Source organism: Microbacterium candidum, assembly GCF_030315975.1.
Classification (GTDB): domain Bacteria; phylum Actinomycetota; class Actinomycetes; order Actinomycetales; family Microbacteriaceae; genus Microbacterium; species Microbacterium candidum.
On record NZ_JASXSZ010000004.1, the window covers coordinates 360648 to 373285 of the forward strand.

Below are 12638 nucleotides of genomic sequence, written 5' to 3' on the forward strand. Positions count from 1 at the left end.
GGTCTCAGGGCGTTCGGTACAGTGCGGCAAGCGTCTCGAGGCAGCCGGCCCACCCGGCGGCATGCATGTCGGCCTCCGCCTGCGCGACGAAATCGGTATGCACGATCGTGACGGTCGTGCTTCCATCCGCATCCGCGAAACGGACCTCGACGCGCGTGTCGTTGTCGGAGCCGTCCCAGCGCCACGTGAACACGAGGCGATGCGGGCGGTCGATATCGAGGTAGGTGCCGCCGACGGCCTGCACCTGCCCCTCGGGGTCCAGCATCTCCAGTCGGTACGTGCCGCCCGGTCGCAGGTCCACCGTGGCGATCGTCGGACCGAATTCCAACGACGGCCGATGCCATGCGCCGAGATGCTGCGGATCGGTCCACAGCTCCCACATGGTCTCGATGTCGAGAGCGAAGCTCCGTTCGACGTTCGCGGTGAACAGGGTGTTGAACACGGATCAGTCCTTCTCTTGAGCGGTCGGGGCAGGTCGTCCGAGCGTGTCGATATAGCTCTGCAGCGAATCGAGCTGCGCGTTCCAGTAGTCGGTCATGGCGACGATCCAGTCCTTCGCCGCGTCGAGCACCTCGGGACTGGCCTGTGCGCTCGTGATCCGTCCGACCCGCGACCGTGTGATCAGCCGTGCGCGCTCCAGCGACGCGAGGTGTTTGTTGAGTGCCTGCGGCGACATCTCGAGGCGCTCGGCGAGGACGGCCATCGTCGCGGGCCGGTCTCTCGCCACGACCTCGCGCAGCACCGCGCGCCGTGCAGAATGCGCGAGCGCCGCGAAGACGGCGTCCAGCTCGACCTCGCCCAGCGGGGCCGGAGCAGCTCCGTAAACCATGTGGTTTACACTATGCGGTCGATCGCCGGGCGTCAACTGCGAGCGTTCGGGGCGCCGAGCCGGGCGGCTTCGGGCGCGGTGAGGGGACTCACGCCGTGCGCAGCTCCTCCGGCTCCGCGACGACGTCGACGAGGGCGCCGTTGCGCCACACCGTCATCTCCATGCGCCGGCCGATGGCGCCCTCGACCATGACCCGCTGCAGGCCGGTCGGATCGAGGATCCGGATGCCGTCGAGCGAGATGACGATGTCGCCCGGTCGCGCCCCAGCCCGTGCGGCGGGGCTGCCGGCGACGACCGAGACGACCTGCATCCCGGTGTCCGACTCCACCTTCGCGGCGACGGCCGGCTCCAGGCGGACCTTGGCTCCGGCGACGCCGAGCCAGGCTCGGCGCACGCGACCCGTCGTCCGCAGCGAGTCGATGATCGTGCGCGTCGTCGCGTTGATGGGGACGGCGAGGCCCAGCCCCATCCCGGCGACCGCGGTGTTGACCCCGACCATCTTCGCGGCGCCGTTCGCGAGCACCCCGCCGCTGTTGCCGGGGTTGAGGGCCGCATCCGTCTGGATCACCTCGTCGATGACGCGTCCCGATTGGGTCGGGAGGGAGCGGCCGAGCCCCGAGACGATGCCGGCGGTGACGCTGCCGGCGAGCCCGTGCGGATTCCCGAGCGCAACGACGAGCTGGCCGACGCGCAGTTCCGCCGCGTCCCCCAGCCGGACCGGCGGGGGAGTCGGTCCGTCGGCGCGCAACACGGCGAGGTCCGACAGCGGATCGGCGCCGACGACGTGCGCACCCGCGCTCGTCCCGTCCGAGAAGGCCAGGGAGACGGAGAGCGCGCCGGACACGACGTGCGCGCTCGTCAGGAGATGACCGTCGCCGGTGATGACGGACGCGCTGCCCGCGCCGGCGCCCTGCCGCGTGCGCACCTCCACGGATGCCACGGAGGGGAGCACCGCCTCCGTCACGCGCATGACCGTCGCCGAGTACGCGTCGAGCGCGTCCGCATCCGTGTCGCTCACGGAATCAGTCTGCGCCGGCGCGCGAGGGCGGGGGTCGAGTTCGCGCACGGCGGACGTGCCGGATCTTGCGCATGTTTGCGTGATTTCACGCAATTTCTTGCGTAGAGTGTGCGCATGTCGAAACGTCTTGCCGAGGTCGCCAAGAAGGTCGGAGTCAGCGAGGCGACGGTCAGTCGCGTCCTCAACGACAAGCCAGGAGTGTCGGATGCCACGCGCCAGGCGGTGCTGACGGCGCTCGACGTGCTCGGGTACGAGCGTCCGACGAAGCTGCGCGGCGAGCGGTCGCGCCTGGTCGGTCTGGTCCTCCCCGAGCTGCAGAACCCGATCTTCCCCGCGCTCGCGGAGATCATCGGCGGCGGACTGACCCAGAACGGGTACACCCCGCTGCTGTGCACCCAGACCGCGGGAGGCATCACCGAGGCGGACTACGTCGACCTGCTCCTGCAGCAGCAGGTGAGCGGTGTGGTCTTCCTGGGCGGCAACTACAGTCAGGCCGACGCGCAGCACGCGCACTACGAGCGGCTGCGGCAGGTGAACCTCCCGACGGTGCTCGTCAACGCCCGTGTCGACGAGCTCGACTTCGCGACCGTCTCGACGGACGACGCGGCCGCAGCCGACCAGGCCGTCACGCACCTGCTGCAGCTGGGACACCGGCGCATCGGGCTGCTGCTCGGTCCGCTCGATCACATCCCCTCCCGTCGCAAGCTCGCGTCGGCCCGCGCGGTGCTGGAGCGCGCCGGCATCCCGTTCGACGAGGCGCTCGTGGTGCGCGGCCTGTACTCGCTGGAATCCGGCCAGGCCGGGGCATCCCGCCTGTTCGCGAACGGGGCCACCGCGATCGTGTGCGCGAGCGACCCGCTCGCTCTGGGCGCCGTGCGCGCGGCGCGCCGCAGCGGCCGCGCGGTGCCGGGCGACGTGTCGATCGTCGGCTTCGACGACTCGTTCCTCATGAGCTGCACCGAGCCGCCGCTGACGACCGTCCGCCAGCCGATCGAGTCGATGGGGCGCACGGTCATCGAGCTGCTCCTCGCCCAGATCTCCGGGCAGGTGGAGGCCGGCGACGAACTGCTCTTCGAGCCCGAGCTCGTGCTGCGCAGCACGACCGGTCCCGTTGTGCAAATGTCCGCATGAAATCGCAAGTAGTTTGAAATTTACGTAAGTTAGTTACGTTCTTGCATCTGATTGTTCGGATGGTTACTGTGGCGATCACAGAACCCCCGAACCATCAGGAGCACCGTGGACACCGATGTCCTCACCGAGACCGTCGCCGCTCCGGCGGCGGTCCAGCCGTCGGACGCCGACCCGCTGTGGTGGCGCAGCGCCGTCATCTACCAGGTGTACGTGCGCAGCTTCGCCGACGGGAACGGCGACGGCACGGGTGACCTCGCCGGTGTCCGGGCGCATCTCCCGTACTTGAAGCGCCTCGGTGTGGACGCGCTGTGGTTCAACCCGTGGTACCCGAGCCCGCTCGCCGACGGCGGATATGACGTCGTGGACTACCGGGACATCGACCCGCGGTTCGGCACGCTCCCCGAGGCGGAGGCGCTCATCCGCGAGGCCCTTGCGCTCGGCATCCGCACGATCATCGACGTCGTCCCGAACCATGTCAGTGATCGGCACCCGTGGTTCCAGGACGCCCTCGCGGCTGTGCCGGGAAGCTCGGAGAGAGGCAGGTTCTGGTTCCACTCCGGCAAGGGGCCGAACGGAGACGAGCCGCCGACCCGCTGGGTGTCGAACTTCCAGGGCGAGACGTGGACGCGCACGACCGACCCCGACGGAACACCGGGGGAGTGGTACCTCCACCTCTTCACCCCCGAGCAGCCCGACCTCAACTGGAACCACCCGGACGTCCGGCGTGAGCACGAGGACATCTTGAGGTTCTGGTTCGATCGCGGCGTCGCCGGCGTCCGCATCGACTCGGCCGCCCTCCTCATCAAGGATGCGGACCTCCCCGAGGTCGGCGAGAAGCCCGACCACCCCACCGAGGACCGCGACGAACTGCACGACGTCTACCGCTCGTGGCGTGCGACCGCCGACGAGTACCCCGGCACGCGGATCCTCGTGGGCGAGGTGTGGGTGCCCGACATCGTGCGTTTCACGAATTATCTGCGCCCCGACGAGATGCACACCGCCTTCAACTTCGACTTCCTCGCGCGGCCGTGGGGCGCCGCATCCTTCCGCGCCTCCATCGACGCGACGCTCACGGCCCACGCGCCCGTGAACGCACCGAGCACGTGGGTGCTGAGCAACCACGACGTCACGCGGCCCGTCACGCGGTACGGCCGCGAGGACACGACGTTCGCGTTCCTGAAGAAGCGGTTCGGCGTCCCGACCGACCCGGCGCTCGGCCTCCACCGAGCTCGGGCCGCAGCGCTCCTCGTGGCCGCCCTCCCCGGCAGTCTGTACATCTACCAGGGCGACGAGCTCGGCCTCCCCGAGGTAGAGGACCTGCCGCTCGAGCTCATCCAGGACCCGATGCACTTCCGGTCCGGCGGGGTGGATCCGGGGCGGGATGGATGCCGGGTTCCCCTGCCATGGACTGGCGACCGCCCCCCGTTCGGCTTCAGCCCGGACGGCATGACGACGTGGCTCCCGCAGCCCGCGGGGTGGAGCGCCCTCACCGTTCAGAGCGAAGACGCCGACCCGTCCTCGACGCTCAATCTCTACCGCGACGCGATCCGCGGGCGTCGCGCCCTCGTCGACGACGCCGGCGAGGCCTTCGACTGGATCGAGGGGCTGGACCCCGACATCCTCGCGTTCCGGCGCGGCGACTCGTTCGTCTGCGTCGTCAACACGGGCGACGCCCCCGTCGCCCTGCCCGCGCACGATGACGTGCTGCTCTCGAGCTCGCCGCTCGAGGGCGGACTCCTCCCGGGCGACTCGGCCGCATGGCTGAGAACCAGCACACCCACCACCGGATCCGCGCCTCGAGGCGACGCGGATTCCCCCGAGGCATGAGCCTCCCACCGAGGCGCAGGCCTCACACGAAAGGAATGACGATGAAGTCACCAGGCAAGGTCCTGCTCGCCGGTGCCGCCGTTGTGGCGACCGTCGGCGCGCTCGCGGGCTGCTCCGGCAGCGGCGGCAGCGGCGGCGGCGACAGCAAGATCCATCTCGTTGTCGCCCCGGTTCTCCCGGGCGCCACCGCCGACGCGCTGAACGCGCTCGCGGCCCGCGTGAAGGAGTTCGAGAAGGCGAACCCGGACATCTCCGTCAAGGCGATCGAGTACCAGTGGACGGGCTCGACGTTCGCCGCCGAGCTCGCCGGCGGCACGCTCCCGGACGTCTTCAATGTGCCCTTCACCGACTCGAAGACGCTCGCCAACAACGGGCAGCTCGCGGACATCACGACGGACTTCAAGAAGACGTCGACGGCCGCCAAGTGGAACAAGAACGTACTGAACGTCGCCACGGGCGACAACGGCAAGATCTACGGCATCCCGTGGGGTCCGTACGCGATGGCCCTGTCGTACAACCGCGACATCTTCACGAAGGCGGGCCTCGACCCCGACAAGCCGCCGACCACGCTCGCGGAGATCCAGGCGGACGCGAAGACGATCGCCGAGAAGGTCCCGGGGGTCGCCGGCTACATGCAGATGACGAAGGACAACACGGGCGGCTGGAACCTCGCGACGCTCACGCAGTCTCTCGGCGGGCGCCTGGAGACGGTCGGATCCGACGGCAAGGTCACCGTCACCGCCGACAACGCACAGACCAAGCAGGGTCTCGCGTGGCTGAAGTCCATGCGCTGGGGCGACGACTCGATGGGTGCGAACTTCCTGTTCGACTGGTCGGGCATCAACAAGGCGTTCGCGGCCGGCCAGGTCGCCATGTACATGAGCGGATCGGACGTCATCGGCTCGCTCATGCAGGCGAACGGGTTCGACCAGACGAAGTACGGCGTGACCACGTTCCCGGTCGCCTCGGACTCCACCGCCGGCATCCTCTCCGGCGGCAACGTCGACGTCGTGAACGTCAAGGACTCGCCCGAGCAGATCGCGGCGGCCGTGAAGTGGATCGACTTCTACCGCACCCAGCCGACGGCCGACAAGAACGCGGCCGTGAAGAACGCCGAGACGCTGAAGGCCGGAAACCAGGCGGTCAACGCACCCACGCTGCCGGTGTTCGACAAGGCGACGTGGCAGCAGAACCAGGAGTGGATCAAGCCCTACGCCAACATCCCCGCCGACAACCTGAAGCCGTTCAACACGGGCATCTTCGATCAGCAGATCGTGCCGGAGCCACCGGCGCACACGCAGGACCTGTACGGCGCCCTCGACGGGGTGGTGCAGGCGGTGCTGACGGATCAGAACGCGGATGTCGACAGCCTGCTGAAGGCCGTGAACGTCAAGGTCCAGGCGCTCATCGACGCAGACGGCAAGGGCTGATGACGACCACCGCCACTCGCGCCCCGCGCCGCACCCCCCTCACGTGGGTGCGGCGCGGGGGGCTGTCGACGCTCCTGTTCCTCCTGCCGCTGCTCGTCATCTTCGGCGTCTTCTCGTGGACGCCGATCGTCGAGGCGATCGTGATGAGCTTCCAGCACACCAACCTCGTCACCGATCCGGTGTGGGTGGGCTGGGCCAACTTCGAGGCCGTCTTCGCCGATCCGACGTTCTACGTCGCCATCCGCAACACCGCGTACTTCGCGTTCCTGGCGCTCATCTTCGGATACCCGATCCCGCTCATCGCCGCGGTCCTCATGAGCGAGACGCGCAGGATGCGGGGCCTGTTCAGCGTCCTCGCCTACCTCCCGGTCATCATCCCGCCGGTCGTCGCGGTGCTCCTGTGGACCGTCTTCTACGACGCCGGCCCCAACGGCGTCTTCAACACGATCCTCGGCTGGTTCGGCATCCCGCCCCAGCCGTGGATCCAGGATGCGGCGACCGCCATGCCCTCGCTCGTGCTGGAGGCGACGTGGGCGGGCGCGGGCGCGACCGTCATCATCTACCTGGCCGCGCTGCGCGCGGTCGCACCGGAGCTCTACGACGCGGCGGAGGTCGACGGCGCCAACATCTGGCAGAAGATCTGGCACGTGACGCTGCCGCAGCTGCGGGGCATCCTGTTCATCACCCTCATCCTGCAGATCATCGCGACCGCGCAGGTCTTCCTGCAGCCGTTCCTGTTCACGAGCGGCGGGCCCAACAACGCGACCGTCACGATCCTGCTGCTGATCTACCAGTACGCGTTCCAGAACAGCCTCGGCGGCGCGTACGGGAAGGCGACGGCGCTGAGCCTCCTGCTTGCGATCTTCCTGGCGGTGCTGTCGATCGTCTACTTCCGCATCACGCGCAGATGGAGCCAAGAGTGACCACCACGATCCCCGCCGACCTCCCGCTGCAGGAGCCCGTGGCGGCCAAGTCGGTGCGGCGCCGCGCCCGCAGCCCCCGGCCGGCGGAGGACGCGACGGACCGTGGAATCCTCGGGCAGGCCGACCGTCGGCGCACCGGAGTCCGCACCGGCAACGTCGTCATCAACGTCGTCCTGGGTGCCGCGCTCGTCGTGACCGGCCTCCTTCCGCTCCTGTGGCTCGCGAAGTCCGCGATCACTCCCACGCAGGACACCCTGACGATGCCGATGCGGATCTTCCCCAATGGAGTGGCCTGGTCGAACGTCACCCGCGCGTGGAACGACGTCCACATCCAGGACTTCTTCTGGAACACGATCTGGATGGCCGCCGGCGAATGGGCCGTGCAGATGATCGTCGCGACGACCGCGGGGTTCGCGCTCGCGGTGCTGCGACCTCGCTACGGCCGCGTCCTGACCGCGCTGGTGCTCGCGACGCTCTTCGTCCCCGCCGTCGTGCTGCTCGTCCCGCTGTATCTGACCGTGCTGCATCCGCCGCTCATCGGGCACTCGCTCATCAACACGTTCTGGGCGGTGTGGCTGCCCGCGGGGGCGAGCGCGTTCAATGTGCTGCTCGTCATGCGGTTCTTCGAGAGCATCCCGCGCGAGATCTTCGAGGCGGCCCGCACGGATGGCGCGGGCAACTTCCGCCTCTTCTGGTCGGTCGTGCTGCCGATGTCGAAGCCGATCCTCGGGGTCGTGTCGATCTTCGCGATCAACGCGGCGTGGGCGGACTTCCTGTGGCCGAACCTGGTGCTCATGGACATCGGCATCCAGCCCCTGTCCGTGCGCCTCCCGCAGATCCAGTCCTCGACCGACCTCGGCGTCTACCTCGCGTCGCTGACGATCGCGAGCCTCATCCCCGTCGCGATCTTCCTCGTGTTCCAGCGCACGTTCCTGTCCGGTGCGGGGCTCGGCGGCGCGGTCAAGGGGTAGGCGTGCCGGCTGAAGGCGTGGTGCGCGTGCGGCGCGCCGCCTGATGCCGCCGCGCGGGCAGTCGGACGACGAATTCGTGCGACTCGGACTGCACCTCGGCGAGATCGAGGACGGCGGCGATCACGGATGCGTCGAAGCCGGTCCATCGTTGCGCGCGAGATGCCCGGTACTCGCCCCAGGAGCGGACGCGGAACTCCTCCCGGTACTGGTCGCCGCGCTCGCCGGAGCGCTCCAGCGCCCATTCGGTCGCCCCCGTTCGGCGACGGCTGTCGCGGAGGGCGACCACGGCGGACAGGAACGCGTCGGTGTTCGCAGGCGTCACCCGATACACGATCGAGACGACGACGGGCCCGTCGGTCGGGTCCGGCTCGAAGATCAGCTGGGGCTCCGGGGAGCAGTACGGCACGATCGTGCGATCGAGCCGGTTCGTGTCGGGATGCAGCGGCAGCACGATGACGCTGAGTCCCGTGAGGACGAGGAGTCCGGCGGCGATCTCGAGCGTCGTCGTGACCCCGACCGCGGCGCTGACCGCGCCCCACAGGAAGGCGCCGACGCCCTGCCCTCCCAGCATGACGATCAGGTAGACCGAGATCGCGCGGGCCCGGACCCAGGGGGCAGCGCTCAGCTGCATCGCCGCATTGAGGGTTGTGAGCGTCCCGGTCCAGGCGATGCCTGCCGCGAGCAGCACCGGGAGCACGACCGGCAGCGGCCACCACGCCACGCAGACGGTACCGAGCGCGAACAGCACCGCGGACGATCCCAGCACGATCGAGGGGGAGAGGCGCTTGACCGCGATCGGCATGAGAACGGCCCCGATGATCGACCCCACGCCGAGCATCGCGAGCAGCAGGCCGTATCCGGTGGCGCCGAGTCCCATCTCGCCCTCGGCTGCGGACGGGAGCAGGGCCCACAGTGCGCTGGCGGGAATCGCGAACAGCAGGGCCCGAAGCAGCAGACGCCGCACGACGGGGCCCGCGACGAGATAACGGACGCCGGCGGCCATCGCCTGGCCGAGCGGCTCCCGCCATCCGCTCTTCTCCTGCCGCGGCTGATGCCACAGCACCAGAGCAAGCACGACGCCGAGGAACGAGACCGCGTTCAGCGCGAAGACGAGGGTCGGCCCGGTCAGGGCGACCAGCATCCCCGCGATCGCGGGTCCGACCGCGCGCGCCGCATTGACGGTGATGCTGCCGAGCGACGCGGCGGCCGGGATCTCCTCGCGCGGGACGAGGTCGGGCTGGATGGCCTGCCACGCCGGCATCGTCAGCGCAGCCGAGCTCCCGAGGAGGAACGTCATGATCAGCAGGGACGGGGCGGCGAGGATGCCGGTCCACGACAGCGCGGTGAGGGTCACAGCGAGGACGGCCGACACGATGTTCATCGCGAGCAGCCATCTCCGGCGGTCGAGGCGGTCGGCCAGAACGCCCGCGAAGAGCGACAGGAACAGCACCGGCAGGAGACTCGCGGCCTGGACCCACGCAACGACAGCCGAACCCGCCCCGGATTGCACGAGGAACCACTGGGCGGCGACGGTCTGCATCCACCCGCCCAGGTTCGATCCCGTCTGCGCCAGCCACAGCGACCGGAACACCGGTCGCCGCAGCGGAGCCCACGCCGAACCGACCGCACTCTCCGACACGTGGCCATTGTGGCGGATCCTCCGAGGCTCCTGGCAGGCCTCATTGGTGACTGACAGATTCGCGCCGACCTCGGAGACCGGGTGTCCGCGCTGAGCAGGCAAGCACCCGGGGGTGACGGAGGAGCGGGAGCTCCGTCAGCCGTCCCGTGCGACCGAAGCGGCGAGCGACTTCAGCAGCACGGCGAGCTTGTCGAGCACGCCCGACGCTGCCGCAAGACGGTAGGAGCCCGCGAGTTCATGCGGGTCGTGGTAGCCGACGCGCGTACGGACGCCGTCTTCCCACACGAGCATCCGCAGAGGGAGGTCCAGGCCGGCGGCCGCGTCATACTGCATGAGGGCCGTGCCCACGGCTGGGCTGCCGAAGATCAGGACGACTTCGTCGGCGAGCTCCAGGCCCGCCTCACGGGCGCCGGCCGCATGGTCGATGGTCGCGAAGATCCGGATGCCGCGGGCATCCAGCTCGCGGGTCAGCCGCTGGACGACCTCGTCGACCGTCCCCGCGGCATCCGTGGTGATCATCATGATGATGCGATCCAGGGCCGGGTGAAGCCGAGCACGCGCTCTCCGTCGAGGTCGGCGAGGGAGACGCCGACGAACGCGGTGGCGCCGTCCGAGGTCTGCCATCGGAACCGGCTCTCGGATGACAAGGCGGCATCCGCGATCGCGACGGCGGCGGCCTGCGGCGTCTGTGCGTTTGCGAAGGCTCCGGCCGTCCGTGCGGCGTACGCGTTCAGAAGCTCGTCGTACGGGCCGGGCTCCGTCGGTCGGACGACGTTGGCGACGAACTCGCTCGACACCGCTGCAGGCTCGACCACGCGCACGTGCACGCCGAATCGCTCGGCGACGACCGCGAGCGACTGCATGAACCCCTCGACGGCGAACTTCGCCCCGCAGTAGGCATCAGCGAACGGCTGGCCGACGGTCCCGCCGACGCTCGTCACGGTCAGGATGCTGCCGCGCCCGCGTTCGCGCATGCCCGGCAGCACGAGCTTCGCGAGGTTCACCGGGGCGAGGTAGTTGATGTCGAGCTGCGCCTGGATCTGCGCCATCGTCAGCTGCTCCGCCGTGGACACCGACCCCTGACCTGCATTGTTGACCAGGATGTCGACGGGTCCGACCTGGTCGACGAGACCCGCCGCGGCGGCATGATCCGTGACGTCGAGGGCGTGCACCTCGACTTCCACTCCGCGCTCGGCGGCCGCCTGCGTCAGGCGTTCCGACCGCGTCGTGTCGCGCATCGTCGCGACTACTCTCAGCCCTCGGGCCGCGAGCTCCACAGCGGTGTGCATCCCCATACCGGACGAGGTTCCGGTGACCAGCGCGACGTCTGTCATGCGCCCACGTTAGTGCTGTCCTGGGCGCGGCACACCGGGCGTAACGTGAGGGCGGATGCGGATCGACGGCGTCGAGAATGGGGTCATCATGTTCGGCAGGAAGCACCATGAGGAGAAGGTCGACGCCGAGGCGGAGGCCCTCGCCGAAGCGCAGGCCTCGCAAGCGGTCGAGGACTCCGAGACCGACGATTCGTCGGTGGACCCGGACCACCTGCTCGAGGCCGAAGAGGAACCGTGACGAGGAGACGGGCGCACCGATGACCAGGACCTACATCCGTGACTTCCACGGAGATGACCTCGATCAGATCGTGCGCCTGTGGGGCCAGGTCGCGCAGGACAGCGCGTGGCCCATCTACTCGCTCGCCGAGGTGATCGCCTCCTGCCAGGAGGACTACGCCGTCGTCGCCGTGCAGGGCGACCTCCTCGTCGGCGCGGCGGTCGGCCGCGCGGCGCATGCGCAGGGGTGGATCGTCTTCTTCGGCGTCGCCGACGCGGCCTCGCCCGCGGACGTCAGCGCGGGGCTCCTCCACGAACTCGAACGCCGGATGGCGCCGCTCGGACTCGCGAAGCTGTCGGTGCTGATCCCCGAGGCCGAAGGTCTCGAGGCGTTCACGGCGAACTCGTTCGAGGTCCATCGGTCCGTGCGGTACCTCGAGCGTGCGATGCCGGCGCAGCGGCGGGAGATCGACGCACTGAAGGAGCTCGGCGGCCGCATCCTGCCGCGGCACCTGTGGGAGCGGGTCGCTGGGATGGCGCACGAGAAGGCGCTCCTCGAGGAGCGCCTCGTCACGCCGCTCGCCCATCCCGAGCTCGCCGAGCGGTTCGGCGTCGTGCCGCCGCGCGCGGTGATGCTGTTCGGCCCGCCCGGCACGGGGAAGACCACGTTCGCGCGAGCGGTCGCATCCCGCCTGGGCTGGCCGTTCGTCGAGCTCTTCCCTTCGCGCCTCGCCGACGGGGGAGCGGGGCTCGCGGGCGCGCTGCGCGCGTCGTTCGAGAAGATCGACGAGCTCGAGCACGCCGTCGTGTTCATCGACGAGGTGGAGGAGATCGCATCCCGGCGCGGGGGCATCCCCCCGTCGCCGATGCAGGGGGTCACCAACGAGCTGCTGAAACTCGTGGCGGACTTCCGCGACCGCGAGGGGCGGCTCCTCATCTGCGCCACGAACTTCGTCAGGGCGTTGGATGCGGCGTTCCTCCGCCACGGCCGCTTCGACTACGTGATCCCGATCGGGCTCCCCGACACGGATGCCCGACGCGCGATCTGGGGGCGCTACATCCCGCCCGAATCGGCGACCGGCATCGACGTCGACAGGCTCGTCGCCGACAGCGAGGGGCTGACCCCCGCCGACATCGAGTATGCGGCGCGGCGCGCTTCTCAGGAGGCTCTGGCCCGAGCCCTTCGTCCGGGCGAGGAGGAATCCGCCCTCACGACAGCGGACTACGAACGGGCGCTCGGCAGCACGAGGGCGACGGTGTCGCCCGAGGAGATCGACGAGTTCCGCGCCGACATCGAGACCATCGCACGCCTCTGACGGG

Annotated in this window: 13 protein-coding genes; 7 read left to right on the top strand and 6 right to left on the bottom strand. The window is 69.6% G+C overall.

The window, feature by feature from the left end; genetic code table 11:
- Positions 1–4: 4 nt before the first annotated feature.
- The 3 genes from QSV35_RS13985 to QSV35_RS13995 form a co-directional block, all read right to left on the bottom strand.
- The gene (locus tag QSV35_RS13985) at positions 5–442 is read right to left on the bottom strand and encodes an SRPBCC family protein (RefSeq protein ID WP_286289397.1); all 438 of its coding nucleotides are present in this window, start codon (positions 440–442) and stop codon (positions 5–7) included.
- Between the two features lie 3 nt (positions 443–445).
- Positions 446–829 carry an ArsR/SmtB family transcription factor gene (locus QSV35_RS13990; RefSeq protein WP_286289398.1) on the bottom strand — a complete coding sequence of 128 codons (384 nt, stop codon included), beginning with the start codon at positions 827–829 and terminating at the stop codon, positions 446–448.
- 88 nt (positions 830–917) lie between these two features.
- Positions 918–1799, bottom strand: a complete 882-nt coding sequence (locus QSV35_RS13995) for a S1C family serine protease (RefSeq protein ID WP_286289555.1) — start codon at positions 1797–1799, stop codon at positions 918–920.
- Between the two features lie 162 nt (positions 1800–1961).
- On the opposite strand from QSV35_RS13995, the gene QSV35_RS14000 reads away from it, so the two are divergent.
- The 5 genes from QSV35_RS14000 (at position 1962) to QSV35_RS14020 (ending at position 8129) form a co-directional block, all read left to right on the top strand.
- Positions 1962–2978 (top strand): LacI family DNA-binding transcriptional regulator, encoded by a 1017-nt coding sequence (locus tag QSV35_RS14000; RefSeq protein ID WP_286289399.1) that lies wholly within the window; start codon positions 1962–1964, stop codon positions 2976–2978.
- A 105-nt stretch (positions 2979–3083) separates the two neighbouring features.
- Positions 3084–4805: a glycoside hydrolase family 13 protein gene (locus tag QSV35_RS14005; protein ID WP_286289400.1), complete on the top strand. Its 1722-nt coding sequence runs from the start codon at positions 3084–3086 to the stop codon at positions 4803–4805.
- Positions 4806–4846: 41 nt separating this feature from the next.
- Positions 4847–6235, top strand: a complete 1389-nt coding sequence (locus tag QSV35_RS14010) for an ABC transporter substrate-binding protein (protein WP_286289401.1) — start codon at positions 4847–4849, stop codon at positions 6233–6235.
- Positions 6235–7158 (top strand): carbohydrate ABC transporter permease, encoded by a 924-nt coding sequence (locus QSV35_RS14015; protein WP_286289402.1) that lies wholly within the window; start codon positions 6235–6237, stop codon positions 7156–7158. The genes QSV35_RS14010 and QSV35_RS14015 overlap by 1 nt, the downstream gene beginning before the upstream one ends.
- Positions 7143–8129: a carbohydrate ABC transporter permease gene (locus tag QSV35_RS14020; RefSeq protein ID WP_419956843.1), complete on the top strand. Its 987-nt coding sequence runs from the start codon at positions 7143–7145 to the stop codon at positions 8127–8129. Before QSV35_RS14015 ends, QSV35_RS14020 begins: the two co-directional genes overlap by 16 nt.
- Here QSV35_RS14020 and QSV35_RS14025 read toward each other — a convergent pair.
- The 3 genes from QSV35_RS14025 to QSV35_RS14035 form a co-directional block, all read right to left on the bottom strand.
- Positions 8119–9768: an MFS transporter gene (locus QSV35_RS14025; protein ID WP_286289403.1), complete on the bottom strand. Its 1650-nt coding sequence runs from the start codon at positions 9766–9768 to the stop codon at positions 8119–8121. The genes QSV35_RS14020 and QSV35_RS14025 overlap by 11 nt on opposite strands.
- Before the next feature lie 135 nt (positions 9769–9903).
- Entirely contained in the window at positions 9904–10290 is a 387-nt protein-coding gene (locus QSV35_RS14030; RefSeq protein ID WP_286289404.1) for a DUF302 domain-containing protein, read from the bottom strand.
- On the bottom strand, positions 10287–11102 hold the full coding sequence (locus QSV35_RS14035) for an SDR family NAD(P)-dependent oxidoreductase (RefSeq protein WP_286289405.1): 816 nt from the start codon (positions 11100–11102) through the stop codon (positions 10287–10289). The genes QSV35_RS14030 and QSV35_RS14035 overlap by 4 nt, the downstream gene beginning before the upstream one ends.
- Positions 11103–11157: 55 nt before the next feature.
- Between QSV35_RS14035 and QSV35_RS14040 the strand changes: the two genes are divergently transcribed.
- Together QSV35_RS14040 and QSV35_RS14045 are read left to right on the top strand one after the other, a co-directional pair.
- Entirely contained in the window at positions 11158–11340 is a 183-nt protein-coding gene (locus QSV35_RS14040) for a hypothetical protein (RefSeq protein ID WP_286289406.1), read from the top strand.
- Between the two features lie 19 nt (positions 11341–11359).
- Positions 11360–12634 carry an ATP-binding protein gene (locus tag QSV35_RS14045; protein ID WP_286289407.1) on the top strand — a complete coding sequence of 425 codons (1275 nt, stop codon included), beginning with the start codon at positions 11360–11362 and terminating at the stop codon, positions 12632–12634.
- Positions 12635–12638: the final 4 nt, after the last annotated feature.

Coding starts and splice junctions, on each gene's coding strand:
- QSV35_RS13990 (WP_286289398.1), bottom strand. CDS start 829: ATGGTTTACGGAGCTGCTCCGGCCCCGCTGGGCGAGGTCGAGCTGGAC.
- QSV35_RS13995 (WP_286289555.1), bottom strand. CDS start 1,799: ATGCGCGTGACGGAGGCGGTGCTCCCCTCCGTGGCATCCGTGGAGGTG.
- QSV35_RS14000 (WP_286289399.1), top strand. CDS start 1,962: ATGTCGAAACGTCTTGCCGAGGTCGCCAAGAAGGTCGGAGTCAGCGAG.
- QSV35_RS14010 (WP_286289401.1), top strand. CDS start 4,847: ATGAAGTCACCAGGCAAGGTCCTGCTCGCCGGTGCCGCCGTTGTGGCG.
- QSV35_RS14015 (WP_286289402.1), top strand. CDS start 6,235: ATGACGACCACCGCCACTCGCGCCCCGCGCCGCACCCCCCTCACGTGG.
- QSV35_RS14020 (WP_419956843.1), top strand. CDS start 7,143: ATGGAGCCAAGAGTGACCACCACGATCCCCGCCGACCTCCCGCTGCAG.
- QSV35_RS14030 (WP_286289404.1), bottom strand. CDS start 10,290: ATGATGATCACCACGGATGCCGCGGGGACGGTCGACGAGGTCGTCCAG.
- QSV35_RS14035 (WP_286289405.1), bottom strand. CDS start 11,102: ATGACAGACGTCGCGCTGGTCACCGGAACCTCGTCCGGTATGGGGATG.
- QSV35_RS14040 (WP_286289406.1), top strand. CDS start 11,158: ATGCGGATCGACGGCGTCGAGAATGGGGTCATCATGTTCGGCAGGAAG.
- QSV35_RS14045 (WP_286289407.1), top strand. CDS start 11,360: ATGACCAGGACCTACATCCGTGACTTCCACGGAGATGACCTCGATCAG.